General features: G+C 62.4%; 23 protein-coding genes. 6 read left to right on the top strand and 17 right to left on the bottom strand.

Annotation, left to right across the window (positions count from 1 at the left end):
• Positions 1-2 precede the first annotated feature (2 nt).
• From HX815_RS05675 to HX815_RS05715, 9 genes are all read right to left on the bottom strand, one after another.
• Entirely contained in the window at positions 3-2339 is a 2337-nt protein-coding gene (locus HX815_RS05675; RefSeq protein WP_177027927.1) for a bifunctional diguanylate cyclase/phosphodiesterase, read from the bottom strand.
• Between the two features lie 201 nt (positions 2340-2540).
• Positions 2541-3716, bottom strand: coding sequence for a PotD/PotF family extracellular solute-binding protein (locus HX815_RS05680; RefSeq protein ID WP_102368164.1), 1176 nt, complete (start codon positions 3714-3716; stop codon positions 2541-2543).
• Complete coding sequence (locus tag HX815_RS05685) at positions 3713-4687, bottom strand: GTP-binding protein (RefSeq protein ID WP_177027928.1); 975 nt, start codon at positions 4685-4687, stop codon at positions 3713-3715. Before HX815_RS05685 ends, HX815_RS05680 begins: the two co-directional genes overlap by 4 nt.
• Before the next feature lie 85 nt (positions 4688-4772).
• The gene (locus HX815_RS05690; protein ID WP_003210398.1) at positions 4773-5066 is read right to left on the bottom strand and encodes a hypothetical protein; all 294 of its coding nucleotides are present in this window, start codon (positions 5064-5066) and stop codon (positions 4773-4775) included.
• A 13-nt stretch (positions 5067-5079) separates the two neighbouring features.
• Positions 5080-5829, bottom strand: coding sequence for an SDR family NAD(P)-dependent oxidoreductase (locus tag HX815_RS05695; protein WP_177020385.1), 750 nt, complete (start codon positions 5827-5829; stop codon positions 5080-5082).
• A 161-nt stretch (positions 5830-5990) separates the two neighbouring features.
• Positions 5991-6752, bottom strand: coding sequence for an SDR family NAD(P)-dependent oxidoreductase (locus HX815_RS05700; RefSeq protein WP_003210402.1), 762 nt, complete (start codon positions 6750-6752; stop codon positions 5991-5993).
• A gap of 12 nt (positions 6753-6764) precedes the next feature.
• Entirely contained in the window at positions 6765-8105 is a 1341-nt protein-coding gene (locus tag HX815_RS05705) for an MFS transporter (protein WP_003210404.1), read from the bottom strand.
• Positions 8106-8147: 42 nt separating this feature from the next.
• The gene (locus HX815_RS05710) at positions 8148-9026 is read right to left on the bottom strand and encodes a polysaccharide deacetylase (RefSeq protein ID WP_003210406.1); all 879 of its coding nucleotides are present in this window, start codon (positions 9024-9026) and stop codon (positions 8148-8150) included.
• Positions 9027-9037: 11 nt separating this feature from the next.
• Complete coding sequence (locus tag HX815_RS05715) at positions 9038-10381, bottom strand: amidase (RefSeq protein ID WP_177027929.1); 1344 nt, start codon at positions 10379-10381, stop codon at positions 9038-9040.
• A 336-nt stretch (positions 10382-10717) separates the two neighbouring features.
• Between HX815_RS05715 and HX815_RS05720 the strand changes: the two genes are divergently transcribed.
• From HX815_RS05720 to cmoB, 6 genes are all read left to right on the top strand, one after another.
• Positions 10718-11707 carry a GntR family transcriptional regulator gene (locus HX815_RS05720; protein ID WP_003210410.1) on the top strand — a complete coding sequence of 330 codons (990 nt, stop codon included), beginning with the start codon at positions 10718-10720 and terminating at the stop codon, positions 11705-11707.
• 222 nt (positions 11708-11929) lie between these two features.
• The gene (gene lon, locus HX815_RS05725; RefSeq protein WP_003210412.1) at positions 11930-14350 is read left to right on the top strand and encodes an endopeptidase La; all 2421 of its coding nucleotides are present in this window, start codon (positions 11930-11932) and stop codon (positions 14348-14350) included.
• Between the two features lie 199 nt (positions 14351-14549).
• Positions 14550-14942: a protease inhibitor I42 family protein gene (locus HX815_RS05730; protein WP_003210413.1), complete on the top strand. Its 393-nt coding sequence runs from the start codon at positions 14550-14552 to the stop codon at positions 14940-14942.
• Position 14943: 1 nt separating this feature from the next.
• The gene (locus HX815_RS05735) at positions 14944-15588 is read left to right on the top strand and encodes a lysoplasmalogenase (protein ID WP_102605186.1); all 645 of its coding nucleotides are present in this window, start codon (positions 14944-14946) and stop codon (positions 15586-15588) included.
• 136 nt (positions 15589-15724) lie between these two features.
• Positions 15725-16468 (top strand): carboxy-S-adenosyl-L-methionine synthase CmoA, encoded by a 744-nt coding sequence (gene cmoA, locus HX815_RS05740; protein WP_003210418.1) that lies wholly within the window; start codon positions 15725-15727, stop codon positions 16466-16468.
• The gene (cmoB, locus tag HX815_RS05745; RefSeq protein WP_177008181.1) at positions 16465-17421 is read left to right on the top strand and encodes a tRNA 5-methoxyuridine(34)/uridine 5-oxyacetic acid(34) synthase CmoB; all 957 of its coding nucleotides are present in this window, start codon (positions 16465-16467) and stop codon (positions 17419-17421) included. The genes cmoA and cmoB overlap by 4 nt, the downstream gene beginning before the upstream one ends.
• A 138-nt stretch (positions 17422-17559) precedes the next feature.
• Here cmoB and tadA read toward each other — a convergent pair whose 3' ends face one another.
• The 8 genes from tadA to lepA form a co-directional block, all read right to left on the bottom strand.
• Positions 17560-18051, bottom strand: a complete 492-nt coding sequence (gene tadA / locus HX815_RS05750) for a tRNA adenosine(34) deaminase TadA (protein ID WP_003210422.1) — start codon at positions 18049-18051, stop codon at positions 17560-17562.
• Positions 18051-19430 carry a multicopper oxidase family protein gene (locus HX815_RS05755; RefSeq protein ID WP_087695164.1) on the bottom strand — a complete coding sequence of 460 codons (1380 nt, stop codon included), beginning with the start codon at positions 19428-19430 and terminating at the stop codon, positions 18051-18053. The genes tadA and HX815_RS05755 overlap by 1 nt, the downstream gene beginning before the upstream one ends.
• Positions 19431-19648: 218 nt before the next feature.
• Positions 19649-20392 (bottom strand): pyridoxine 5'-phosphate synthase, encoded by a 744-nt coding sequence (gene pdxJ / locus HX815_RS05760; RefSeq protein ID WP_003210427.1) that lies wholly within the window; start codon positions 20390-20392, stop codon positions 19649-19651.
• Positions 20393-20444: 52 nt separating this feature from the next.
• Positions 20445-21134, bottom strand: coding sequence for a DNA repair protein RecO (recO, locus tag HX815_RS05765; protein ID WP_003210428.1), 690 nt, complete (start codon positions 21132-21134; stop codon positions 20445-20447).
• A gap of 164 nt (positions 21135-21298) precedes the next feature.
• Complete coding sequence (era, locus tag HX815_RS05770) at positions 21299-22201, bottom strand: GTPase Era (RefSeq protein ID WP_177027930.1); 903 nt, start codon at positions 22199-22201, stop codon at positions 21299-21301.
• Positions 22194-22883 carry a ribonuclease III gene (gene rnc / locus HX815_RS05775; RefSeq protein WP_003210434.1) on the bottom strand — a complete coding sequence of 230 codons (690 nt, stop codon included), beginning with the start codon at positions 22881-22883 and terminating at the stop codon, positions 22194-22196. The genes era and rnc overlap by 8 nt, the downstream gene beginning before the upstream one ends.
• A gap of 147 nt (positions 22884-23030) precedes the next feature.
• Positions 23031-23885: a signal peptidase I gene (gene lepB / locus HX815_RS05780; RefSeq protein ID WP_003210437.1), complete on the bottom strand. Its 855-nt coding sequence runs from the start codon at positions 23883-23885 to the stop codon at positions 23031-23033.
• 5 nt (positions 23886-23890) lie between these two features.
• Positions 23891-25690 (bottom strand): translation elongation factor 4, encoded by a 1800-nt coding sequence (gene lepA, locus HX815_RS05785; protein WP_003210439.1) that lies wholly within the window; start codon positions 25688-25690, stop codon positions 23891-23893.
• Between the last annotated feature and the right edge of the window lie 130 nt (positions 25691-25820).

Here is a 25820-nt window from a genome sequence, read left to right on the forward strand (position 1 = left end):
CCCTAGACCGGCACGCGCTCGCGGCGCATCCACATCTCAAACGCCATGGCATTCAACGGCCGGCTGATCAGATAGCCCTGGGCCGTATCGCACTTCCAGAGCTTGAGCAGCTTGAGGCTGGGCTCGAACTCCACCCCTTCGGCCACCACCTTGAGCCCCAGGTTGTGGCTCATTTCGATGGTCGAGCGCACGATCACGCCGTCGCCGGAAGTGCTGTCGAGGTTGCGCACAAACGATTGGTCGATCTTCAATTCCTGCACCGGCAGGCGTTGCAGTTGCGCCAGGGATGAATAGCCGGTGCCGAAGTCATCCACCGACAGGCTGATGCCACAAGCGCGCAGTTGCTCCAGCACGCTGAGGGCCTGGGCCGGGTTGTGCATGATCGCGCTTTCGGTGATTTCGAAAATCAGTTGCCGGGCCGATACCCGGTAGTGCGCCAGCAACTCGGTCACCCGCGGGGCCAGGCCGTCATCGGCGAGGTCATCCACCGAGATGTTCACCGACAACTGCACCTCCAACCCGCGCACCGCCCACTCGGCCAGTTGGCGAATGGCTTCTTCGATCACCCACTGGGTCAGGCTGCCCATGCTGCCGGTGCGCTCGGCCAGGGGAATGAACTCGGCCGGCGACACCAGGCCCAGGGTCGGGTGCTGCCAGCGCAACAGCGCTTCGGCCTGGCGCACATGGCCATGGTGCAGGTCGAGCTTGGGCTGGTAACACAGGTACAACTCGCCCTCCGTCGGCGCCCGGCGCAGGTCACGAATCAGGCTGATCTGGCGTTGATGGGCGAGGTCGCGGTCCTGCTGGTAGATCTGTAAGTAACCCGGGAACGCTGCCGCATCGTGGCGGGCAATCGCGGCGCGGCTGATCAGCTCTTCAACCTGCTGGCCGTCGGCCGGGTAGGCGGCGATGCCGATGCTCACTTCGTGGCGCAATTCATCGCCACCAATGCGCTGGGGTTCGGTGAGCAGCCCATACAAGCGGTCAGCCAGGGCCACCGCGCGGTCGATCGCAGTGTTTTCCAGCAGCAGCAAAAACTCGCTGCCGGTGATGCGCGCGGCGGTGTCGCTGGCCGACAGGCTCGACAGCAGGCAGCGGCTGGCTTCGCGGAGCATTTCTTCCACGCCTTCCGGGCCGTAGCCTTCGTTGATCACCCGGTAGTTTTCAATCCCCAGGTACAGCAACACCACCGGCCGGCCAGCGCTGATGGCGCTGCCCAGGCGTTCCATGGCCAGCGCGCGGTTAGGCAGGCCGGTGAGCGGGTCGTGCAAGGCGTTGTGGGCCAGTTGTCGCTCGCGTACCGCGATCCCGGTTTGCATGGCGTTGAAGGCCTGGGCCAGCAGGCCGAACTCATCGTGGCTGCGCACCTGTACCGGTGTGCGATAGTCACCGGCCCCGATGCGTTCGGCCGCCTGCACCAACGCATTGAGTGGGCGTGAAACCCGCCGCGCCAGAAACAACGCACCCGCGAGCGACACCAGCAGCACCACCAGGGCGATCGCGAGAAATTGCCGGTCCAGCGGCGCGAAGGATTCAAGGGCGTGGTCCAGCGGGCTTTGCAGCAGCACCCGGACCTCGCCACCGTCTGCCGTGTTGCCCAACGGCAGCACCTGGCTGAGATAGCGCTGGCCGTGGAACAGGTTCAATTGCGCCACCGGGTTGATGTACGCGCCCTGCAGGTCGCCGGCAATCGACGCCTGTAGCGCCTCGGGCTGAGTACTGAACAATTCGCCGGGCTGACCATGCTGCGCGCTGATGAACGACACTTCCAGGTTGCTCATGGAGCGCAATTCACTGGCAAAGATTTCGTCCATGGGAAAGCCCATGGCGACACGGGCGATCGGCGCGGGGTCGACGACTTCCTGTTGCACCAGCAGGAAAGGCCGGCCATCCAGGGCCACGATCAACATTTGCAGGCCGCTGCGCCGGGCCTGGCGCAAGGCATCGTTATAGGGAAAGGCCTGGCCGGACGTCAGCGCCGGTGACGTGCTGACCATCACGCGGCCGTCGAGCCCCAGCACAAATACCTCGCTGGAACTCAGGCCGGTGCCATGCCGGCGCAGGGTCGCGAGAATCGCGTCGGGTTCACCATCGGCGACAGCCTGGCGAAACGGCAGGTCCGCCGTCAGCCAGTTCAAGCCGTATTGCAGGCGCCGGCCACGCAGGTCGAGCAGGCGTTCGAACACCTGGCTGCCGGTTTCCAACTGCACCTGGGCCTGGTTTTCCACGGCGCGATTGGTGGCGGTCTTCACCGCGAAATACACCGCTGCCACGACCACCAGCAACAGCAGCGCCAGCACCCCGGCAATCCGGGTTTGAAACGTATGGCGCCACCTCATTCTGTTGCCCTCTGGCAGCGCCTGCCCCCTCCAGCCGAAACGTCCCTTCGTCATACGCGTCCCTCGCGATAGCTGAACCGGCGTCAAATAAATATCCTTTTTACAGGGATATTTGAATTATCCAGATTAGCTGCGCAAGAGAAGAAGTGCACCCAATAAATACGGGAGTTTATATGTCATTAATTTGGCGACAGGCTGCCGTTACGACGTTCGCGCCCGCATGAAGTCCCCCCAACGCCGCACGAGATAGTTGTGCTCATCCATCACCGAGTTCCACACCGCGATATGCCCCATGCGCTGTTCATAGGAACCGCCGTCGCGCACGTCACCCACATCGATCAGCGGTAAGCCATCGCTGCCCAACAGCTCTTCCCGGGCGGGCAGGCCGGCGTACCAGTAGTCCCATTCGGCGCTGCTCAGGTGATCTCGGCTGCGAGCCGGGTTGCCGATGTAATAACCCTGGCGCGCCATCACCGCACCCGGCCAGCCGGACAGCCACCAGTTGAGGTAGGCATAGGCCGCATCCAGCACCGGGCCCTTGGCATGGCGCGACAGCGACAACCCGCCGAACCAGGCGCGATAGCCTTCACGGGGCACCGCCAGGCGGTATTTGACCCCGGCCCGATGCAGGCGCATCAGGGTCGGTGACCACAGGCTCTGGATATCGATGCTCGGGCTGAGCATCAGTTGCGCGGCTTCCTCGTCATCGGACCAGAACGCCGCGAAGTGGCCTTCCTTCTGTTTACGCACCAGGATATCGGCCAGTACATCGATCTCTTCGATGCTCATGTTGCCGATGTCCTTGAAGCTCGCGAGGCCCGCGCCTTGCACGGCCAGCGCCGCGTCCAGGGCGCCGATGGCGGCGTCGCTCTGCAACGCAGTGCGTGCGCCCCAGGCCGGGTCCAGCAACCAGCCCCAACTCTCGTTGCCGCGGTTGAACCCTTCGGGCAAGCGCTCGGGGCGGTAGGCGAAACTGTCGGCGTTGTGGGTCAGGGGCAGCATGCTGATGCGTTCGGTGACGGTGCTGCCGAGGCTGCCGTCGTGCTGCACGAAGAGGCGCTCGCTGGGCACACTGCCGCTGCCCAGACGGTCGTTGGCGGACAAGCGTCCGCGCTTGGGCAGGTCGTTGATCTCGTGCCACAGCGCGATGCGCCGGGTGTCGATCGGCTGGATCGCCCGCGCCGGCCACACGAAGTCGACGTTGTGAAACCACTGGTCGTAGAGGTCGTAGCTGTCAGGCTGCATCACCGCAATGCGCTGGGCCTGCTCGACATCATGCACCTGGTACACCAGGCGAATGCCCAGCTCTTTTTCCGCTCGCACACGCAAGGTTTCGAGCAAGGTCACCGAGGTGCCGAGGACGCGAAGCGTGATCATGCGGCGAACCTTCTGGAGAACACTTCAAAGGAGCGCCGCAGCAGAGCCGGGTCAAGCCCGCGCAGGATAAACACCAGGCGCGATTGCCGATCGGTCCCCGGCCAGGCAGGCAGGTGAACCGGGGCATGCAGACAATGCTGCACGCCATGAATGACGATGGGAGCGTTACTGGCGTTCACGTTGAGCAGTCCTTTGACGCGAAGAATACGTTCGCCATGGCATCTTAACAGCATCGATAACCAGACCCCGAAACCGACCCAATCCAGCGGCTGATCGAAGGTCAGGCAGCAGACTTGCGCAGCGCCATGGTTGGCGGCGGTGGTTTGATGGAGTTTCCAGCGGCTGACTTCTGCAGCGGGCTCGGCACTGCGCAGGCCTTCGCCAAGCAGCAGTTGTTCACCGCTGTCGATATCGCAGGTATTGAGGATCGGCGTGCCGGCGTTCAGTGCCTGCAAGTGCAAGCGCAACGGGCCACAGTCTTCGACGAGGTCGGTCTTGCTCAACAGCAGGCGATCGGCAGCGGCCACTTGCGCCAGCCATTCCGGGTGCAGGCGCTCTTGCAAAGCGGCGTGGCTGGCGTCCACCAGCGTCACCACCAGGCCGATATGAAAGCGCCCGCGCAGTTGCACGTCGTTGTTCAAGGTCGCGAGGATTGGCGCCGGGTCGGCCAGGCCGGTGGTTTCCAGGATCACCCGCTTGAAGGGCGGAATCTCGCCCCGCTCACGACGCTGCAACAGGCCGAGCAAGGCGTCTTTCAACTCGCCGCGAATCGAACAGCACACGCAGCCGCTGGGCAGCAGCACCGTGTCCGGCGCGACTTCCTCCACCAGCAGGTGGTCGATGCCGACGTCGCCGAACTCATTGATCAGCAACGCCGTGTCGCCGAGGCTTTCACCTTGCAGCAGGCGCTTGAGCAAGGTGGTCTTGCCGCTGCCGAGGAAGCCGGTGATGACGTTTAGCGCGATGCTCATAGTTCTACCTCAATGATGCCCCTGCAGGAGTCCGGCTTGCCGGCGATGGCGATATCAAGGACGCCATCGCCGGCAAGCCGGGCTCCTACAGTTCCAGATGATCGAGCAGGCGCGGGTCCAACGGGTCCAGCGGTCGACCGAGCATGGTCTCTGCCGCCTGCCACAGTTGATCCAGGCCGCTGGCCAGTTCCTGTTTGCCGGTGGCGCCCAGCAGCAGATAGGACGCGCCCTGGAAGTCTTCGACCTTGAGCCGGAACACCGCCAGCACCTGGTTGATCGCCGCGATTCGGCGCAGACGTTCGCGTCGGCGCGGCAATTCATCGCCCAAAGGGTCGCTCCAGTGCAGGTCTTCGCCCAGCAGGCCGCAGAGTCCGCACATGCTTAATACCCGCTCATGGCATGACGTCGCCGGAGTTCGGGCCAAGGGTCTGGCCGACGAACAGATTGCCGCCCGGCTCGCTGGCCAGCAGCACGGCAGTCGGCGCGACTTCGTCCGCCAGGCCGAAACGACCCAGGGGCAACTCGGCGGCCTTGGCGCGTTTCCAGGTGTCGCTGATGCCGCCTACCAATGGCGTTTCGATAGGCCCGGGTGCGATAGCGTTGACCAGTACGTTGTCCTTGGCCACTTCCAGGGCCAGGGATTTAGTGAAACCGATCACGCCGGCCTTGGCCGCCGCATAGTGCGTCAACTCGGCGCCGCCCTTGATCCCCAGTTGCGAGGCGACATTGATGATCCGGCCCCAGCGCTGGGCGATCATGTGAGGCAAGGCGCGCTGGCTGGCGACGAACACGCTGGTGAGGTCGACGCGCAGCATGTCGTTCCACATGTCCAGGGTCAGGTCGACGCAACGGGCCTGGGTCAGCATGCCGGCGTTGTTGACCAGGATGTCGATGCCGCCGTAGTGGGTGACGCAGGCATCGACGCTGGCCCGGGCGCCGTCGACGGTGCCGACATCGGCCACGCACTCGAGGACTTCGGCGCCGAGGTTGCGGCAGGTGATGGCGGTTTCGGCGAGGGTGGCGGCATCGCGGTCGGCCAGCAACAGGCGCGCGCCTTCGACGGCGTAGGCACGGGCGATGGCGGCGCCGATGCCGCTGCCGGCACCGGTGATCACGGCACGGCGGTTAGCGAGTTGGGGCATGGTGAACTCCTGAAATAATCAAACGGCGAACGCGGTCAAAAATGTGGGAGCGGGCTTGCTCGCGAAAGCGGAGTGCCAGCCAATACATGCGGAACTGATCCACCGCATTCGCGAGCAAGCCCGCTCCCACATTTGGAGCGAGTCCGGCTTAAAACTGGGGGTTAGTCCGGCCAGCGCACGGTCAAGCCACCATCAATCACAATGCTCTGCCCGGTCAGGTAGCTCGACTCCTCACTGGTCAAAAACCGCACCAGGGACGCCACTTCATCCGCCCGCCCGACTCGGCCCAGCGGAATCGCCCGCGCCGCTTTCGCCAGCCCTTCCGGCCCGAGGGAGTTCTTCGCGTCCAGCGACTGGGGCGTTTCGATCAACCCCGGAATCACCGCGTTGCAACGAATCCCCAACGGCGCCAATTCCACCGCCAGCGACCGACACAACCCCGGCACGCCGGCCTTCGCCGCCGCGTAGTGCGCGTGCTCCTGCCAGCCATACACGCCACCGGCAATCGACGAAATCGCCACCAGCGCACCGCCTTCATGCATGTGCCGGGTTGCCGCCCGGAAGGTGCGCATCACCCCGGTCAGGTCGACGTTGAGCATCTCATTCCACAGCTCGTCGGTCATTTCCAGCAGTGGCGCACGGCGTAACAAACCGGCGTTGGCCACCGCGTAATCGAGGCGACCGAAGTGCTGGACCGCCTGCGCCGCCAGGTTATCCACCGAGGTTGTATCGCCCACGTCCAGCGGCAACATCAGGCATTCACCGCCCGCCTCTTCCACCAGCGCAACCGTGTGATGCGGGTCATGGGGATCGGCCGGGTAATACCCACCCACCACCGCCACGCCGCTGCGGGCATACGCCACCGCGAGGGCCTGGCCGATGCCGCTGGCGGCACCGGTAATCAATGCAACTTTACGACTCATCGAATCAACTCCTTACTGGACGGTTTCCGGACGCACATGGCGCGCGGCAAACATCAACGCACCGGAGAGGAAGCACGGCACTGCGCCAAACCACAGCGCAGCGGTCTGCCAGTCACTCCCGGCCGACAACACCTGGGTCGCGCCGAACCCGGCAACCACCGCACCAATCGGCCCCATGGCATGGATAATCGCGCCACCGGTAGCCCGGATGCTGGTGGGAAAACTTTCACTGATGAAAAACAGCGCCGCCGAGTACGGCCCGATCAGGAAGAACAGGCCCAGGCTGTACAGCCCCACCACCATCGCCATGTTGCTCGGGCCAAACAGCATCCCGGCAAACGACAGCCCGCCGAGCATCCAGCCCAGGCCGATGACATTGCGCCGGCCGATCTTGTCGCCCATCCAGCCGTGGCTGAGGTAGCCGCAGTAGCCCACCAGGTTCGACAGCACGAGGATGATCAGCGAGTTCTCGAACGAGATGTGGTGCACGCTGACGATCACCGACGTACCCAGCACGCTGAACACCTGGATCGCCGCCCAGTTGAGCAGCAGCGCCGCACCGATCACCAGGGTTGCACGGCGGGCCGGGCCACGGAATGCGGCCTTGAGGCCGGCCTTGCTGTGTTCGTCATAGTCCACGCCGTAGGTCACGGCGACGTTTTGCGCCTCTTTCACCGCGCCGCTTTTACGCAGCTCGCTGATGCGCTGGTGAATCTGGAACTGCGGGCTTTCCTTGAGCTTGCGCGCCATGACCGCGATGACAATCGCCGGGATCGCCGCAAACACGAAGCACCCCTGCCAGCCAATCACCGGCAGCAACAGCGCGGTCAAACCCGCCGCGATCAACGCGCCCACCGGCCAGCCGCCCTGCACCAGGCTGTAGATAAAGCCGCGACGCTTGGCCAGTTTTGGATCATCGGAAGCTGCGTACAGTTCGCTCAAGTAAGTCGCGTTGACGGTTTCCTCGGCATAACCCAGGCCGCCCAGCGAACGGATCAGGATCAGCGACGACTTGCCCCACGCACCACCAATGGCGGTGAGCGCCGAGCAGATCGCCGAACCGGCCACGGTGAAAATAATCCCTTTGCGCCGACCCAGTTTGTCCACGATCGGACCGATGGCCAGCGCGACCACGGCGGTGCCTACCGCCACCCATGTCGCAATCTCCGCTTGCTCCACTTCACCCCAGTTAAAGTGCCGCCCGATTTCCGGCAGCAAGGTGCCGAAAAGGATGAAGTCATACACCGCAAACACCCAGGCAAAAAACGCGATCCAGGTGGCGAAACGCACTTCCTTGGGCGTCAGTTGCCGGGGTTTCCAGCCAGTCAGATCAAGCTTGTTGTAGATAGACATGAATCGCGCCTCGGGAGGTTGGCCAGGGTTTAGGTACGGGTGTCAGGTACGTGGTTGGCGGCGGATAAAGTCATCGGCGATTTCGTCGAAGGTGACGAAGCGCACGCCGGCATGGCTCTGGATGTGTTCGATCAGCCGCTCAAGCATCAGCAGCACTTGCGGGCGCCCGGACACGTCGGGGTGGATGGTCATGGTGAACACCGCGTGTTCGTGCTCGCGGTAGACCCAGTCGAACTGGTCGCGCCACATTTCTTCGAGGTGACGCGGGTTGACGAAGCCATGGCTGTTCGGGGCTTTCTTGATGAACATCATCGGCGGCAGGTCGTCTAGGTACCAGTTGGCCGGGATCTCCACCAGGTCGGTTTCTTCGCCGCGCACCAGGGGTTTCATCCAGGTGTCGGGGTGCTGGCTGTAGTCGATCTTGGTCCAGGTGTCGCCCTTGCGCACGTAGTACGGGTGGAAGTCGTTGTGCATCAGGCTGTGGTCGTACTTGATGCCTTTTTTCAGCAGCAGTTCGTTGGTGACCTTGCTGAATTCCCACCACGGCGCGACGTAGCCGGTGGGGCGTTTGCCGGTGACCTGGGTGATCAGCTCGATGGACTTGTCGAGGACGATTTCTTCCTGCTCGGCCGTCATCGCAATCGGGTTTTCGTGGCTGTAGCCGTGCACACCAATTTCGTGACCGGCGTCGGCCACCGCCTTCATCTGCTCGGGGAAGGTTTCCATCGAGTGGCCGGGAATAAACCAGGTGGTGCGCAGGCCGTAGCGCTCGAACAATTTGAGCAGGCGTGGCGCACCGATTTCACCGGCGAACAGGCCGCGGGAAATGTCGTCCGGGGAATCTTCGCCGCCATAGGAACCGAGCCAGCCGGCGACCGCGTCGACGTCGACGCCAAATGCACAGAGGATGTCTTTAGCCATGATGTGTCTCCTTAAAAAGTGAGTGCGGTTTCTACTGACAGCGCGGCCCGAAGCAGGCGCGCGTCTTCGCCGCTGGGGGCGCTGAGCAACAGGCCGGTGGGCAGGCCCAGGGCATCACGGCCGCTGGGCAGGCTGACGCCGGGCATGTCCAGCAGGCTGCCGGGCATGGTCAGGCGCAGGGTGGCGAGGTTGGTGCTGACGAACAGTTCAAAGTCGGCTTCCAACGGCGCCAGGGCCGGGGCCACATGGGCCACGGTGGGGGTGATGAGGATCGCGCCGTCGAGTTCGTCGACAAGCTGCTGTTGCAGGCGGCGACGGGCGTCGTACAGCGCCAGCAGTTGGCTGGCCGGCAGTGTGCGGGCCGCTTCAAGGCGACGGCGAACGCGGGGGTCGAGTTGCTCGGCATCAGGGCTGTCGAGCAGGGCTTCGTGGAGGGCGAAGGCTTCGAAGGCGCCGAGCCAGCCCTGGTGCTGGATCAGGTCGAGGGTGGCCTGGAAGGTCCTCGAGGGGCGTACCTCAATCAGTGCGCCGTCTGCCTTCAATCGGTCCACACAACGTTGCAGATTGTCGCGCACCGCAGGTTCAACCCGTGCGTCTTCCAGCACACTTTGCTCGACCCAGAACCGCTGGCCATTGAGGCTGCGGGGCGGGCGTGGTGGGCGCTGGTCGCGACCATTGAGCAGGTCGTCGATGGCCAGTGCATCGCGCACGCTGCGGGTCAGCGGGCCGAGGCTGTCGAGGGTGTGAGCCAGCGGAAAAACGCCGTCGCGGCTGTAGCGCCGGCAACTGCTGCGATACCCCACCACGCCATTCAGCGCAGCCGGAATACGGATGGAGCCGGCGGTGTCGGTGCCCATGGCGATCGGCACGATGCCGGCCGCCACCGCGACTGCCGAACCCGACGACGAACCGCCGGGAATCCGCGGTTGGTCGACGCTGCTCGGGTTGTGCGGCGTGCCGAAATGCGGGTTCAGGCCCAGGCCGGAATAGGCCAGCTCGCTGAGGTTGGTCTTGCCGACGCTGACCATTCCGGCGCGGCACAACAGGCCCACACTTGGCGCGTCCAGCAAGGCGGCCGGCGCATTACGGCGATAGGCCGCGCCCGCCGTGGTAATGCTGCCGGCCACATCGAACAGATCTTTCCAGGCCAGTGGCACCCCGTCGAACACGCTCAACGGCTGGCCGGCACGCCAACGGGCAGCCGACGCTTCGGCCTCACGGCGGGCGCGCTCGGCGGTCAGGGAGATGAACACGCCGGGGGCCATGCTCGCGTGGGCAAGTGCCTGTTCCAGGACCTGCACCGGGTCGCTGCGACCGCTGGCGAAATCCTCGGCCATTGAAGTGGCGTCTGACATGGGAATGACCTTTTAAAAATGTACATATTAATAAAATGTACATTTTACAAAGGCAGCTTTCGTGCCAGTCTCGTGGACAGCTTGTTTGCCACACCTGGCACTTTGGAGCAGATCCACGGGCTAGATGGGTTTCAGGCATTAAAAGAAATATCGGCTGGTGTTTAAGGCTCGCCTGGAATGAAATAATGTATCTTTTATTAATAAATACATTTTGGTGCAGAAAAGTAACATCAACCCTCTGAAGGCCCCAAAAAAGTGCCACCGACGTGGCGCAGAGTGACAGGCGCAACTATGAGAGAATCCCCGGCCACCGACCCGTTTGCTCCAGAGAGCCCGATGAAAGCAGTGTCAGCCTCGGCTTCCCGTTACGCGATGATTCACCAGGTTCTGCGCGACGCCATCACCCACGGCACCGCCCGCCATGGCCTGGTGTTGCTGGAAGCGCCGCTGGCCGAATTGTTCGGCACCAGCCGGGTGCCGGTGCGCAAGGCGCTGAACCTGTTGCATGACGAAGGGTTGATCTGCCGCTTTGATGGCCGGGGTTACCTGATCAACCCCGACGGCCTGGACATGGAGCCGCTGCGCCTGCCCCTGAGCCATGCGCACCTGGGCCTCAACGGTGAAGATGAATTGGTGGACACCCGGCCACTGGGGGAGCGCATCGTCGAGGAAATCGGCGCAGCGCTCTCGACCTGTATCGCCTTCGGGCATTATCGCCTCGATGAACAGGCCGCCGCCGAGCACTACAACGTCAGCCGCGCGGTGGTGCGTGAAGCGCTGATGCGCCTGCGGGACCGTGGCCTGGTAGAAAAGGAACCCTATTCCCAATGGCTGGCCGGGCCACTGACTGCCCGGGAAGTCACCGAAGACTACGAACTGCGCGCCTGCCTGGAGCCCGAAGCCCTGCGCCAGAGCGCGCCGAACCTCGACCGCGACCTGCTGCACGCCATGTTGCAGCGCGTGCTCGATGCGCAAAACAGCGCCCATTGCAGCCTGGAAGAGATCGAGCAGATCGAGGAAGACCTGCACCAGCACTGCCTCGCCGGCCTGCAAAATCGCAAGATCGCCGCGCTGATTCGCCAGGGGCAAAGCCCGATGATCATCAGCCGGATTTTCTACCGGCTGCTGGGCATCGGTGCCGATCCGGCGATGCTGGCCGAGCACCGGCTGATCCTGGAGTTGCTGTTGCATGGCGCCTTCGACGCCGCCGCGCTGAACCTGCGCGAGCACCTGCAACGGGCCCGGCAGCGGATGTTGCAGCGGTTGAAAGTGCTGTCGGTGCTGCCTGAACAACCTTTACCGGCCTACCTGCACAAACTCAGCTGACGAAATACAATCGAAAATGTGGGAGCGGGCTTGCTCGCGAAGGCGGCGCATCAGTCACAGATGCATCGACTGACAGACCGCCTTCGCGAGCAAGCCCGCTCCCACATCTGTTCAGCGGTGCTTTTGAAAATATTGTGCAATATGTTGCTATCTCACCCCACCCATTGAAACCACTGCCGACCCGCCCCATCTAACTTGCATACTTCCTTATGCAGGTGCCCCATGAGCGACCAGCAAGAATTCCCGGACATCGACCTCAACGACTACGCCGACCCGGAAAACGCTGAACACACTTCCGCCAACACTGGCTTGGCCCTCCCAGGGCAAAACCTGCCCGACAAGGTCTACATCATCCCGATCCACAACCGGCCTTTCTTCCCGGCGCAAGTGTTGCCGGTGATCGTCAATGAAGAGCCGTGGGCCGAAACCCTGGAGCTGGTGAGCAAGTCCGACCACCACTCTCTTGCCCTGTTCTTCATGGAAACCCCGCCCGAAGATCCGCGCCACTTCGACACCTCCAGCCTGCCGCTGTACGGCACCCTGGTGAAGGTGCACCACGCCAGCCGCGAAAACGGCAAGCTGCAATTCGTCGCCCAGGGCCTGACCCGCGTGCGGATCAAGACCTGGCTCAAGCACCACCGCCCACCGTACCTGGTGGAAGTCGAATACCCGCACCAGCCGACCCAGCCGACCGACGAGGTCAAGGCCTACGGCATGGCGCTGATCAATGCGATCAAGGAACTGCTGCCGCTCAACCCGCTGTACAGCGAAGAACTGAAGAACTACCTCAACCGCTTCAGCCCCAACGACCCGTCGCCGCTGACCGACTTCGCCGCCGCCCTCACCTCGGCCACCGGCACTGAACTGCAGCAAGTGCTGGACTGCGTGCCCATGCTCAAGCGCATGGAAAAAGTCCTGCCGATGCTGCGCAAGGAAGTCGAAGTCGCGCGCCTGCAAAAAGAAATCTCCGCCGAAGTGAACCGCAAGATCGGCGAACACCAGCGCGAGTTCTTCCTCAAGGAACAACTCAAGGTCATCCAGCAAGAGCTGGGGCTGACCAAGGACGATCGCAGCGCCGACGTCGAGCAATTCGAACAACGCCTGGTGGACAAGGTCCTGCCGACCCAGGCGCAGAAACGCATCAGCGAAGAAATGAACAAGCTGTCGATCCTGGAAACCGGTTCGCCGGAGTACGCGGTCACCCGCAACTACCTGGACTGGGCCACATCCGTGCCGTGGGGCGTGTATGGCGAGGACAAACTTGACCTCAAGCACGCCCGCAAGGTACTCGACAAACACCACGCCGGCCTGGATGACATCAAGAGTCGCATCCTCGAGTTCCTCGCCGTGGGCGCCTATAAGGGCGAAGTCGCCGGCTCCATCGTGTTGCTGGTGGGCCCGCCGGGCGTGGGCAAGACCAGTGTCGGCAAATCGATTGCCGAATCCCTCGGCCGGCCGTTCTACCGCTTCAGCGTCGGCGGCATGCGTGACGAGGCCGAGATCAAGGGGCATCGCCGCACCTACATCGGTGCGATGCCGGGCAAGTTGGTGCAAGCCCTCAAAGATGTGGAAGTGATGAACCCGGTGATCATGCTCGACGAGATCGACAAGATGGGCCAGAGCTACCAGGGCGACCCGGCCTCGGCCCTGCTCGAAACCCTCGACCCGGAACAGAACGTCGAATTCCTCGACCACTACCTGGACCTGCGCCTGGACCTGTCCAAAGTGCTGTTCGTGTGCACCGCCAACACCCTGGATTCGATCCCCGGCCCGTTGCTGGACCGCATGGAAGTGATTCGCCTGTCGGGCTACATCACCGAAGAAAAGGTCGCGATTGCCAAGCGTCACCTGTGGCCCAAGCAGCTGGAAAAAGCCGGCGTGTCGAAAAACAGCCTGTCCATCAGCGACGGCGCCCTGCGCGCCCTGATCGATGGTTACGCTCGCGAAGCCGGGGTGCGTCAGTTGGAGAAACAGCTGGGCAAACTGGTGCGCAAGGCGGTGGTCAAGCTGCTGGATGAGCCGGACTCGGTGATCAAGATCGGCAACAAGGACCTGGAAGCCTCCCTGGGCATGCCGGTGTTCCGTAACGAGCAAGTGCTGTCGGGCACCGGTGTGATCACCGGCCTGGCCTGGACCAGCATGGGCGGCGCGACCCTGCCGATCGAGGCGACGCGCATCCACACGCTGAACCGTGGCTTCAAGCTCACCGGGCAACTGGGTGAAGTGATGAAGGAATCGGCCGAGATTGCCTACAGCTACATCAGCTCGAACCTGAAGTCGTTTGGCGGTGACCCGAAGTTCTTCGATGAAGCCTTCGTGCACCTGCACGTGCCGGAAGGTGCCACGCCAAAAGACGGCCCGAGCGCGGGCGTGACCATGGCCAGTGCGCTGCTGTCGCTGGCGCGTAACCAGCCGCCGAAAAAAGGCGTGGCGATGACCGGTGAACTGACGCTGACCGGGCATGTGCTGCCGATTGGCGGAGTGCGCGAGAAGGTGATTGCGGCGCGGCGCCAGAAGATTCACGAGTTGATCTTGCCGGAGCCTAACCGGGGGAGCTTTGAAGAGCTGCCGGAGTACCTGAAGGAAGGGATGACGGTGCACTTTGCCAAGCGCTTTGCGGATGTGGCGAAGGTGTTGTTCTGATAGTTATGTAGCGCCTGAGCTGGCCTCTTCGCGAGCAAGCCCGCTCCCACACTTGACCGAGTCCATGCTTTGGAATGCGGTCGAATGTGGGAGCGGGCTTGCTCGCGAAGAGGCCGGTGCAGCCAACACAACGCCATCTGTCACACCTTGTCTCATCTTCGGTTATGCTCGCCCTTCGTCGCCAAACAACGGAGCCCCCATGACCGCTGCCCGTCTGCTTCTCCCCCTGAGCCTTTGCCTGCTCGCCGCCTGCGCCAGTGCGCCGAAGCAAAACGTCACCGTGGAAAAACAGAGCGCCTGCCCGCTGCAACTCAAGACCGGGCAAAACCTGATCCTGACCCTGCCCAGCAATCCCACCACCGGTTACCGCTGGGCCATCCAGGACTCGGCCGGCGGCGTGCTGCGCAGCCTGAGCCCCGAGGTCTACAGCAACACCGACGACACCGGCGTGGTCGGCAGTGGCGGCCAATCCACCTGGCGCTTCCAGGCCTTCAACGCCGGCCAGGGCCGTTTGCGCCTCACCTCACAACAACCCTGGGAGCCGGAAGCTGAACCGGCCGAAACCTTCGACTGCGCCATTACGGTGAACTGATATGCCATGGATGATCCTTGCGTTGATGGGGGCGGTAACCTTTATCTACGGCCTGAGCACCCACGCCACCCTGCTCTGCCTGTTGGTAAAGCCATTGCCGGTACTGGCGCTGCTGGGCTGGCTGCATGATGCGCCGCCCACTGACTATCGACGCTGGATCAGCCTGGGGCTGATTTTTTCCTTGGTGGGCGATGTACTGCTGGCCTGGCCCGGCGACCTGTTCATCTTCGGCCTCGGTGCGTTTTTGTTCGCACACCTGGCGTACCTGAAAGCCTACTTGAGCGACTGCCGCCGCCCGGCGATTTTGCCGCTGGTACTGGCGCTGGTGGTGGGCGCGATCTTGCTGAGCATTCTGATTTCCCATGGCCTGGGCCCATTGCTGGTGCCGGTGGTGGTGTATGCGCTGGTGATCAGCGCGATGCTGTGGCGAGCGTTGGCGCGCTTGGGCAGCGAAGTGCCCAAGCGATCGGCATACCTGGCGGCCGCAGGTGCGGCGTCGTTCGTGTTTTCCGACACGCTGATCGGGATCAATCGGTTTGTGGTGGCGTTTGAAGCGGCGCCGTATTTGCTGATTGTCAGCTACTGGCTGGGGCAGTGGGGCATTACGGCCTCTTCCTTTCCTCAGAAAAAAACCGTCAACCTGTAGGAGCTGGCTTGCCAGCGAAAAAACCCACAGTTGCCGCGTTCATCCAGAAAGTACGCGTCATCGTTAACGAACATCGCCGGCAAGCCAGCTCCTACGCTAAAATGCCCGGCTTTCCCCCTTCGTCGCCGGAACAGCCGTGAGCAAAGAACCCGATCGCCTATTCGCCCAGCCCCTGCCCCAGGTGCCGGACTTCGCCTTCAACGAAGACGTGGTGCGGGTTTTCCCGGACATGATCAAGCGCTCGGTGCCCGGCTACCCGACCATCGTCGAAAACCTCGGCGTGCTCGCGGCGCAATTTGCCCAGCCCAATAGCGTGCTCTACGACCTCGGTTCGTCCCTCGGCGCGGTGACCCAGGCCCTGCGCCGTCACGTGCGCACCGACGGTTGCCGGGTGATCGCGGTGGATAACTCGGCGGCGATGGTCGAGCGTTGCCGCGAATACCTCAACGGCCAGGACTCGATGTTCCAGGAGTTGCTGCCGGTGGAGGTGATCGAGGGCGATATCCTCGCCCTGCAATTCCAGCCGGCTTCGGTAGTGGCGCTGAACTTCACCCTGCAATTCATCGCCCCCGAACAACGCCAGGCGTTGCTCTCGCGCATTCGCCAATCGCTGCTGCCGGGCGGCGCGCTGATCCTTTCGGAAAAGCTGCGCTTCAATGACCCGGAAGAACATGCGCTGCTCACCGATTTGCACATCGCCTTCAAGCGTGCCAACGGCTACAGCGAACTGGAAATCGCCCAGAAGCGCAGCGCCATCGAAAACGTCATGAAGCCCGACAGCCTCGAAGAACACCGCGAACGCCTGCTTGCGGCCGGGTTCTCGAAAGTCGTGCCGTGGTTCCAGTGTCTTAACTTTGCTTCGTTGATTGCCTTGCCATGATTGATCTTTCTCCCCTCGCCCGCCACCTGGTCGGCACTCCCCTGGCCGTATGGGCCCAGGGCCTGCAAGCGCAACTCGATGCAAAGATGGAAAAAGGCCATGGCGACCTGGAACGCTGGCAGAGCGCGCTGGATGCGCTGCCGAAGATCATGCCCAGTGAAATCGACCTGCTGAACGGCCTGGTGCTGGATACCGATTGCGACGACGACACCCGTGCGCAAATGCGTACTGCGCTGATGGGCCTTTGCCCGTGGCGCAAGGGCCCGTTCGATCTGTTCGGCGTGCACGTGGACACCGAATGGCGCTCGGACTGGAAATGGTCGCGGGTCGCGCCGCACCTGGACCTCAAGGGCAAACGCATCCTCGATGTGGGTTGCGGCAACGGCTATTACATGTGGCGCATGCTCGGCGCCGGCGCCGACAGTGTGATTGGCGTCGACCCGAACTGGTTGTTCTTCTGCCAGTTCCAGGCGGTGCAGCGTTATCTGCCGACGCCCAAGGCCTGGCACCTGCCGTTCCCGTTTGAAGACCTGCCGTCGAACATGGAAGGCTTCGACACGGTATTTTCCATGGGTGTGTTCTACCATCGCCGCTCGCCCATCGAGCATTTGCTGGCGCTGAAGGATTGCCTGGTCAAGGGTGGGGAGCTGGTGCTGGAGACGCTGGTGGTTGAAGGCGATCAGCAGCAAGTGCTGGTGCCGGAAGACCGCTACGCGCAGATGCGCAACGTCTGGTTCCTGCCGTCGGTGCCGGCGCTGATGCTGTGGCTGCGACGTGCGGGCTTCAGTGAGGTGCGCTGTGTGGACGTGAGCGTGACCACGGTCGAGGAACAGCGCGGCACGGCGTGGATGAAGTATCAGTCCCTCAGCGACTTCCTGGACCCTGAAGATCACAGCAAGACCATCGAAGGGCTGCCGGCGCCGATGCGGGCGGTGATTGTCGCGAAGAAATAAGACTGCTGTTGTGTTGAAGAAATAAGACTGCTGTTGTGGCGAGGGAGCTTGCTCCCGCTGGAGTGCGCAGCGCTCCCCAGATTTTGGGGCCGCTACGCAGCCCAGCGGGAGCAAGCTCCCTCGCCACAGGGCATCGCGTCAGCCTTTGGCTCTTCGCGCCTTGAAGAACTCGCTCAACACCGTCCCGCACTCCTCGGCCAACACCCCGCCCTCATACAGCACCCGATGGTTGAGAAAGCCCTGGGTAAAAAACTGCCCCTGGCTTTGCACAATCCCGGCTTTGGGCTCCAGCGCGCCGTACACCACCCGGGCAATCCGTGAATGCACGATCAGCCCGGCGCACATGCTGCACGGCTCCAGCGTGACGTAGAGCGTGCTGCCCGGCAGCCGGTAATTGCTGACAGCCTGAGCAGCGGCCCGAATCGCGACCATCTCGGCATGCGCACTGGGGTCGTTGCCGCTGATGGGGCAGTTGAAGCCGCGCCCGATTACTTCGCCATCCTGCACCAGCACCGCGCCCACCGGCACTTCGCCCAGCGCGGCACCCTGGGCAGCCAGGGCCAGCGCTTCACGCATGAAGTCCTGGTCGCGGCTGCGGTCGATAATCGCCGTGGGGCGAAACTGGCGCATCACGCCACCTCGATGGCGGCCATCAGGCCGGTTTCCATGTGGTCGATCACATGGCAGTGGAACATCCAGACACCCGGGTTATCCGCCACCAGCGCCACGCGGGCACGCTCGTTCTTGCCCAGCAGGTAGGTGTCGGTGAAGTACGGAATCACCTTGTGGCGGTTCGAGGCGATCACCTTGAAACTCATGCCGTGCAGGTGGATCGGGTGTTGGTACTGGGTCATGTTCTTCAATTCGAAAATGTAGCTCTTGCCCTTTGCAAGCTTGGCAATCGGGCGGTCGGCGCAGGTCTTGTCGGTGATGTCCCAGGCCTGGCCGTTGATCTGCCACAGGCTCGGTGGCTTATTGTCCACGTTCACCGAGACCGATCCAACCCATTCGAAATTGAAGTTGAGTTTCTCGGCATTGGCCAGGTCCGGCTCGGCAATCGGGTTCGCCGGCAACGCAGGCGGCCATTCGGTCGCCGTGTCGGTGCTGGCCACCGAGCGGAAGGTGCCCAGGCGTACCGGGCCGTTGCGGATCGACAATTCTTCACCGGCGGGCGGCGCCTTGATCGCCAGGCAGATGCGCATGCCAGGGCCGAGCCAGTATTCCTTGCCCAGCGGGCGCGGTTCGATGGGGTTGCCGTCCAGGGCATAGATCTGCGCTTCAACGTCGGGGATGTTGATGCGATAGGTCAGGGTGTTATCGAGATTGAGCAGGCGCACACGGGTGATCTGCCCGGCCGGCAAATCGATCACCGCCTGGGACACGCCATTGATGGTCGACAGGCGTCCGGCGGTGCCGCCCCGGGCCGCTTCGCGGGGAATGCTGAAGGCGACAAAGGCGCCCTCTTCGTCCACGTGCCAGCTTTTCAGGCTCAGGGTGCGTTCGTGCTTGAAACCGGTGGGTTCGCGCTCCTCGATGATCAGCGGGCCCACCAGGCCACGGCCCAGTTCTTCGCTGCTGTTCACGTGGGGGTGATACCAATAGCTGCCGGCATCGGGCACGCGGAATTTGTAGTCGAAGTATTCGCCCGGCAGTACCGGCAATTGCGAGACATACGGCACGCCGTCCATTTCCAGCGGCAGGCGTATGCCATGCCAGTGGATGGTAGTGGCAACCGGCAGGTGGTTGATAAAGCGTACCCGCAGCCATTCACCCTGGCGCACTCGCAACTCGGTGCCCGGCGCCGAAGGGCCGAAGGCCCAGGCCTGGGTCTTGTGCCCCGGCACCAGCTCCACGTCCAGCGGCGCGGCGATCAGCTCGTAATCGTGCCCCGCCTCGGCCTCGGCCACCTTCCCGAGCCAGTAGCGATAGGCGCCACCGGCACCGACGCCCACCACCGCGAGACCGGCAAGACCACCCAGGATTTGTCGACGGGAAAACGATTGGGACACAACAACCTCACGTATCTGCCGCGGGTCCGAGACCCGCAAAGGGCAGATACCATACACCGGCATCACCTAAACAGTAAGGGTTCGCATTGCCACATGTGGGAGCGGGCTTGTGTGGGAGCGGGCTTGCTCGCGAAAGCGGCGTGTCAGACGATGCATGAGTAACAGACCCACCGCCTTCGCGAGCAAGCCCGCTCCCACATTGGATCTTCAGCGCTCTTTTAATGTTTGGCGGCGGCCAGAATCAAGGCTTTCATCTCGGCGACGGCACCTTTGAAGCCGACGAACAGCGCATGAGCCACCAGTGCATGGCCGATGTTCAGCTCGTTGATGCCCTTGATCGCAGCCACGGCTTCGACGTTATGGTAGTGCAGGCCGTGGCCGGCGTTGACGATCAGGCCTTCGCCCAGGCCGCAGTTGACGCCGTCGATGATGCGCTGTAATTCGTCGGCAACTTCGGTCGGCGTGGTCGCGTCGGCATAACGGCCCGTGTGCAGTTCGATGGCCGGGGCACCGACACGGCGTGAAGCTTCGATCTGGCGCTCGTCGGCATCAATGAACAGCGAGACTTCACTGCCGATCTTCGACAGGCGCTCCACGGCGGCCTTGATCCGCGCTTCCTGGCCAGCCACATCGAGGCCGCCTTCGGTGGTCAGTTCCTGGCGGGTTTCCGGCACCAGGCAGATATGCGCCGGGCGGATGCGCTCGGCGAACGCCATCATTTCCTCGGTGACGCCCATTTCGAAGTTCATGCGGGTTTGCAGCACGTCCTTGAGCAGCAGCACATCGCGCTCCTGGATGTGGCGCCGGTCTTCGCGCAGGTGCACGGTGATGCCGTCGGCGCCCGCTTCTTCGGCGTCCAGCGCGGCCTTGACCGGGTCCGGGTAACGGGTGCCCCGGGCCTGGCGCAGGGTGGCTACGTGGTCGATGTTCACGCCGAGAAGAATGCGATTGCTGGTGGTCACGAAAAGCGCTCCTGAAGAGGGAAGGAATCGCTGCACAGCATACACGGGGATGTCAGGGCTTTCGAAACAACTCGCGGCTGACCAGTGGCCGACCGCCCAGATGCACGGCCAGGGCTTGGCGCATCAGGCGCTTGGCGGCGGACAGGGCGCCGGGGGCAGTCCAGTCGGCTTCGCTCATGGCGAGCAATTCGGTGCCCTGGAACAGGCCGGGTTGCAGCAGGTAGACCCGCTCCAGGCCTGCGTCCACTTGCAGGCGATACATGCCGTCGGCGGCGATGGGCTCGCCGTGCAGGTCGTTGCTCAGTTCGAAGCCGTAGCCCAAGTCATCCAGCAGGCGCCATTCGAATGCGCGCAGCAGCGGTTCCAGGGGACGGCCTTCGGCGAGGGCGAGCAAGGTGGCGGCATAATGATCGAAGACGCCGGGGTGCGGGTCTTCGGCGGGGAGCAGGCGGATCAGCAATTCGTTGAGGTAGAGGCCGCTGAACAGCGCCTCACCGTTGAGCCAGTTGGAGGCGCCGGCAGCTTCCATGCGGCCGACGTTCTTCAGCTCGCCGCGTCCACGAAACTCCACTTCCAGGGCCACGAAGGGCCGCGCCAGGGTGCCGGCCTTGCCGCGTGCACTGCGCAAGACCGCGCGCAGGCGGCCTTGGGGCGTGAGGAAGTCCACCAGGGCGCTGGTCTCGCGGTAGGCGCGGCTGTGCAAGACGTAGGCGGGTTGGCCGGTGGGTGGGGTTTGAGACATGGGGTTCTCGCTGCGGGAACACGGTCTGGAAAACAACGACTATCCAATGTGGGAGCGGGCTTGCTCGCGAATGCAGGGTGTCAGTCAACACATCTGGTGACTGACACCCTGCATTCGCGAGCAAGCCCGCTCCCACATTTGTCCTGCGGTGTTCCGGAGACCTGTTACAGGTCGCCGTAACCCAACGAACGCAACGCGCGCTCATCATCGGACCAACCACCCTTAACCTTCACCCACAGGTTGAGCATGATCTTGGAATCAAACAGCAATTCCATGTCCTTGCGCGCTTCGGTGCCGATGCGCTTGATGCGCTCGCCCTTGTCGCCAATGATGATTTTCTTCTGGCCGTCACGCTCGACGAGGATCAGCGCATGGATATGCAGGGTCTTGCCCTGCTGCTTGAACTCTTCGATTTCGACGGTGATCTGGTACGGCAGCTCGGCACCCATCTGGCGCATGATTTTCTCGCGTACCAGTTCGGCGGCGAGGAAACGGCTGCTGCGGTCGGTGATCTGGTCTTCCGGGAAGAAGTGTTCGTTCTCCGGCAGGTAGCCAGCAATCACACGTTCCAGGGCTTCAAGGTTGTGCCCGTGCTGGGCCGAGATCGGCATGATCTGGGCGTGCGGCAGTTGTTCCTGCAGCCAGCTCAGGTGCGGCATCAGCTCGGCCTTGTCTTCGATGCGGTCAGTCTTGTTCAACGCGACGATCAACGGGCCGGTGACATACTGCACGCGCTCCAGAACCATCTGGTCTTCGTCGGTCCACTTGGTGCGGTCGACCACGAAGATCACCACGTCGACGTCTTTCAACGCTGCCGAAGCGGTTTTGTTCATGTAGCGGTTGAGGGCCTTTTCGCCGCCTTTGTGCATGCCTGGGGTATCAACGTAGACAGCCTGTACGGCGCCTTCGGTCTTGATGCCCAGCATGTTGTGGCGGGTGGTCTGGGGCTTGCGCGAGGTGATCGCCAGCTTCTGTCCCAGGATGTGGTTCAGCAACGTGGACTTGCCCACGTTCGGACGGCCGACGATGGCAACATAGCCACAGCGAGTTGCGGTTGAATCAGTCATGGCCATTCTCCACGCCCAGGGCAATCAGTGCTGCAGCGGCCGCTACCTGTTCGGCAATACGACGGCTCACACCCTGACCTCGGCTTTTTTCATTCAGTAAGGTGATTTCGCATTCGACGAAGAACACTCGGCAATGCGGCTCACCCTGGATATCCACCACTTCGTAACGCGGCAGGTCGCAACCACGGGACTGCAGGAATTCCTGCAGGCGGGTCTTTGGATCTTTGTTGGTGTCTACCAGCGTCAGGCTTTCGATTTCGGTCGACAGCCAGGCGACGACGCGCTCTTTGGCCGCTTCCATGCCCGCGTCGAGGTAGATCGCGCCGATCAGTGCCTCAAGGGCGTCGGCCAGGATCGACTCGCGACGGAAACCGCCGCTCTTCAGCTCGCCGGAGCCCAGGCGCAGGTAATCACCCAGGTCGAAACCACGGGCCAGTACAGCCAGGGTCTCGCCTTTCACCAGGCGCGCACGCAAGCGCGACAACTGGCCTTCGCGGGCCAGCGGGAAGCGATTGAACAGGGCTTCGCCGGCGACGAAATTGAGGATGGCATCACCGAGGAATTCCAGGCGCTCGTTGTTACGCCCGGCAAAACTGCGGTGTGTGAGGGCAAGGATCATCAATTCCTGATCCTTGAAGGTGTAGCCGAGCTGGCGCTCGAGACGGCTTAGAGAAACGCTCACGGTTTACCCACATTCAGTTCGAGGCACCGGTGGCCTGCGACGATTAACGCTGTGTTCAAATTCAAATCCTGGTGGTTGCTGCATGGGGCCTGGTTTTGTCCAAGCCCCAGAAAAGCATTCGGCGCTGTGTTCACAGCGCCGCATGGATTACTTGATCAGCCCGACCCGCGAGAAGTTCGGCAGGTGGCTGAGCTTGGGTTCCGGCCAACTCATCCAGACCGCGAAGGCCTTGCCGACGATATTCTGGTCGGGGACCATGCCCAGCAGGTCCTTGGGAATATTCGGGTCATCCCAGTAGCGGCTGTCGTTGGAGTTGTCGCGGTTGTCGCCCATCATGAAGTAGTGCCCGGCAGGCACTGTCCACTGGTTGTCAGGCGGCGAACGGTAGCGGCTCATCTCCTTGCGGATTTCGTGCTCTACCGCCCCGAGTTTTTCCTGGTACAGCTCGGCGCTGCCCAGGGTGTTCGGCTCGGAGCCGATCAGTTTTTCTGCCACCGACTCGCCGTTGACGAACAGGCGCTTGTCGCTGGTGTAGCGAATCACGTCGCCCGGCAGGCCCACTACACGCTTGATGTAGTTGACGTTCGGGTCGCTTGGGTAGCGAAACACCATCACATCGCCGCGCTGCGGGTCACCGATCTCGATCACTTTCTTGTCGATCACCGGCAAGCGGATCCCGTAGGAAAACTTGTTCACCAGGATGAAGTCGCCCACGTCCAGGGTAGGTTTCATCGAGCCCGAAGGGATCTGAAACGGTTCCACCAGGAACGAACGCAGCACCAGCACGATGAACAACACCGGGAAGAACGACTTGCCGTATTCAACCAGCATCGGCTCTTTGTTCAGTTTCTCGATCACCGCCACATCGGGCTGGCTGACGCTGCCCTGATAGGACGCGATGGCTGCCCGGCGACGCGGGGCGAAGAACACCAGATCGAGCAACGCCAATAGACCGCAAACGGCAACGGCGATGACCAGCAACAGCGGGAAATTTAGTGACATAGGACCTAACTATCCAACCTGAGCACCGCAAGGAAGGCTTCTTGTGGAATTTCCACGTTACCCACTTGCTTCATGCGTTTTTTACCGGCCTTTTGCTTCTCGAGCAGCTTGCGCTTACGGCTGACGTCGCCGCCATAGCATTTGGCCAGTACGTTCTTTCTGAGTGCCTTGACGGAAGTCCGTGCAATGATCTGCCCGCCGATGGCGGCCTGGATCGCGACGTCGAACATCTGGCGCGGAATCAGTTCTTTCATCTTTTCGGTCAACTGGCGACCTTTGTAGTGCGCGTTGTCCTTGTGCACGATCAGCGCCAGGGCATCCACCTTGTCGCCGTTGATCAGTACATCCAGCTTCACCAGATTAGCTGATTGGTAACGGTCAAAATGGTAATCCAGCGAAGCATAGCCGCGGCTGGTGGATTTGAGACGGTCGAAGAAGTCCAGGACCACTTCGTTCATCGGCAAATCGTAGGTCACTTGCACCTGGGTACCGAGGAACAGCATGTCGTGCTGTACGCCACGCTTTTCGATACACAGGGTAATGACGTTGCCCAGATGCTCTTGCGGCACAAGAATATTGGCCCGCACGATCGGTTCGCGCATGTCTTCGATGGAAGACAGATCCGGAAGCTTGGACGGGTTGTCGACGTAAATCGTTTCACCGGTTTTCAGCGCCAGCTCAAAAATAACCGTCGGCGCGGTGGTGATCAGGTCCAGGTCGTATTCGCGCTCGAGGCGCTCCTGGATGATTTCCATGTGCAGCATGCCCAGGAACCCGCAGCGGAAGCCGAAGCCCAGGGCGTCGGAGCTTTCCGGGGTGTACTGCAACGACGAGTCGTTGAGGGTCAGCTTCTGCAGGGCTTCGCGGAAATCCTCGAAGTCGTCGGAGCTGACCGGGAACAGGCCGGCGTAAACCTGCGGCTGGATGCGTTTGAAGCCCGGCAGCACGTCGACGTCAGGGGTGGAGCTCAAGGTCAGGGTGTCACCTACCGGTGCACCGTGGATGTCCTTGATACCGGCGATGATGAAGCCTACTTCGCCGGCTTTCAGATCAGTGGTAGCCGTGTGCTTCGGGTTGAATACACCGACGCTGTCCACCAGGTGGATCTTGCCGGTGGACTTGACCAGGATCTTGTCGCCCTTCTTCACACGGCCGTGGCGTACGCGTACCAGGGAAACAACACCCAGGTAGTTGTCGAACCAGGAGTCGATGATCAACGCTTGCAGCGGATCTTCGTAGTTGCCGGTGGGGGCTGGAATGGTCTTGACCAGGCGCTCGAGCACTTCGTCGACGCCCAGGCCGGTCTTGGCGCTGCACTCGACGGCGTCGGTGGCGTCAATGCCGATGATCTTCTCGATCTCTTCCTTGACGCGGTCCGGATCGGCCTGTGGCAGGTCGATCTTGTTCAGCACCGGCATCACCTCCAGGCCTTGCTCGATGGCGGTGTAGCAGTTGGCCACGGACTGGGCTTCAACGCCCTGGCCCGCGTCCACTACCAGCAACGCACCTTCGCAGGCCGCCAGGGAACGGCTGACTTCATAGGTGAAGTCGACGTGGCCCGGGGTGTCAATGAAGTTGAGCTGGTACTTGATACCGTCTTTGGCGGTGTAGTACAGGGTTACGCTGTGGGCCTTGATGGTGATCCCGCGCTCGCGCTCGAGGTCCATGGAGTCCAGCACCTGGGCTTCCATTTCACGCTCGGCAAGGCCGCCGCACATCTGGATGAATCGATCGGCCAGCGTCGACTTGCCATGGTCAATGTGGGCGATGATGGAGAAATTGCGGATATGACTCAAATCACTCACGGATCAACACTCAAAAAGGCTGCAGGCAGACTGCCCGCTGAAAAATAGCCGGGAATTGTACCTGATGCGCAGACCAGACGTCATCCATGGCGACCAAGAACAAAAATGCCCCGGTCGTTCGAACGGGGCA

The sequence above is a fragment of the Pseudomonas sp. E6002 genome (assembly GCF_013385565.1).
Classification (GTDB): Bacteria; Pseudomonadota; Gammaproteobacteria; order Pseudomonadales; family Pseudomonadaceae; genus Aquipseudomonas.

Coding starts and splice junctions, on each gene's coding strand:
- HX815_RS05675 (WP_177027927.1), bottom strand. CDS start 2,339: ATGAGGTGGCGCCATACGTTTCAAACCCGGATTGCCGGGGTGCTGGCG.
- HX815_RS05680 (WP_102368164.1), bottom strand. CDS start 3,716: ATGATCACGCTTCGCGTCCTCGGCACCTCGGTGACCTTGCTCGAAACC.
- HX815_RS05685 (WP_177027928.1), bottom strand. CDS start 4,687: ATGAGCATCGCGCTAAACGTCATCACCGGCTTCCTCGGCAGCGGCAAG.
- HX815_RS05690 (WP_003210398.1), bottom strand. CDS start 5,066: ATGTGCGGACTCTGCGGCCTGCTGGGCGAAGACCTGCACTGGAGCGAC.
- HX815_RS05695 (WP_177020385.1), bottom strand. CDS start 5,829: ATGCCCCAACTCGCTAACCGCCGTGCCGTGATCACCGGTGCCGGCAGC.
- HX815_RS05700 (WP_003210402.1), bottom strand. CDS start 6,752: ATGAGTCGTAAAGTTGCATTGATTACCGGTGCCGCCAGCGGCATCGGC.
- HX815_RS05705 (WP_003210404.1), bottom strand. CDS start 8,105: ATGTCTATCTACAACAAGCTTGATCTGACTGGCTGGAAACCCCGGCAA.
- HX815_RS05710 (WP_003210406.1), bottom strand. CDS start 9,026: ATGGCTAAAGACATCCTCTGTGCATTTGGCGTCGACGTCGACGCGGTC.
- HX815_RS05715 (WP_177027929.1), bottom strand. CDS start 10,381: ATGTCAGACGCCACTTCAATGGCCGAGGATTTCGCCAGCGGTCGCAGC.
- HX815_RS05720 (WP_003210410.1), top strand. CDS start 10,718: ATGAAAGCAGTGTCAGCCTCGGCTTCCCGTTACGCGATGATTCACCAG.
- lon (WP_003210412.1), top strand. CDS start 11,930: ATGAGCGACCAGCAAGAATTCCCGGACATCGACCTCAACGACTACGCC.
- HX815_RS05730 (WP_003210413.1), top strand. CDS start 14,550: ATGACCGCTGCCCGTCTGCTTCTCCCCCTGAGCCTTTGCCTGCTCGCC.
- HX815_RS05735 (WP_102605186.1), top strand. CDS start 14,944: ATGCCATGGATGATCCTTGCGTTGATGGGGGCGGTAACCTTTATCTAC.
- cmoB (WP_177008181.1), top strand. CDS start 16,465: ATGATTGATCTTTCTCCCCTCGCCCGCCACCTGGTCGGCACTCCCCTG.
- tadA (WP_003210422.1), bottom strand. CDS start 18,051: ATGCGCCAGTTTCGCCCCACGGCGATTATCGACCGCAGCCGCGACCAG.
- recO (WP_003210428.1), bottom strand. CDS start 21,134: ATGTCTCAAACCCCACCCACCGGCCAACCCGCCTACGTCTTGCACAGC.
- era (WP_177027930.1), bottom strand. CDS start 22,201: ATGACTGATTCAACCGCAACTCGCTGTGGCTATGTTGCCATCGTCGGC.
- lepB (WP_003210437.1), bottom strand. CDS start 23,885: ATGTCACTAAATTTCCCGCTGTTGCTGGTCATCGCCGTTGCCGTTTGC.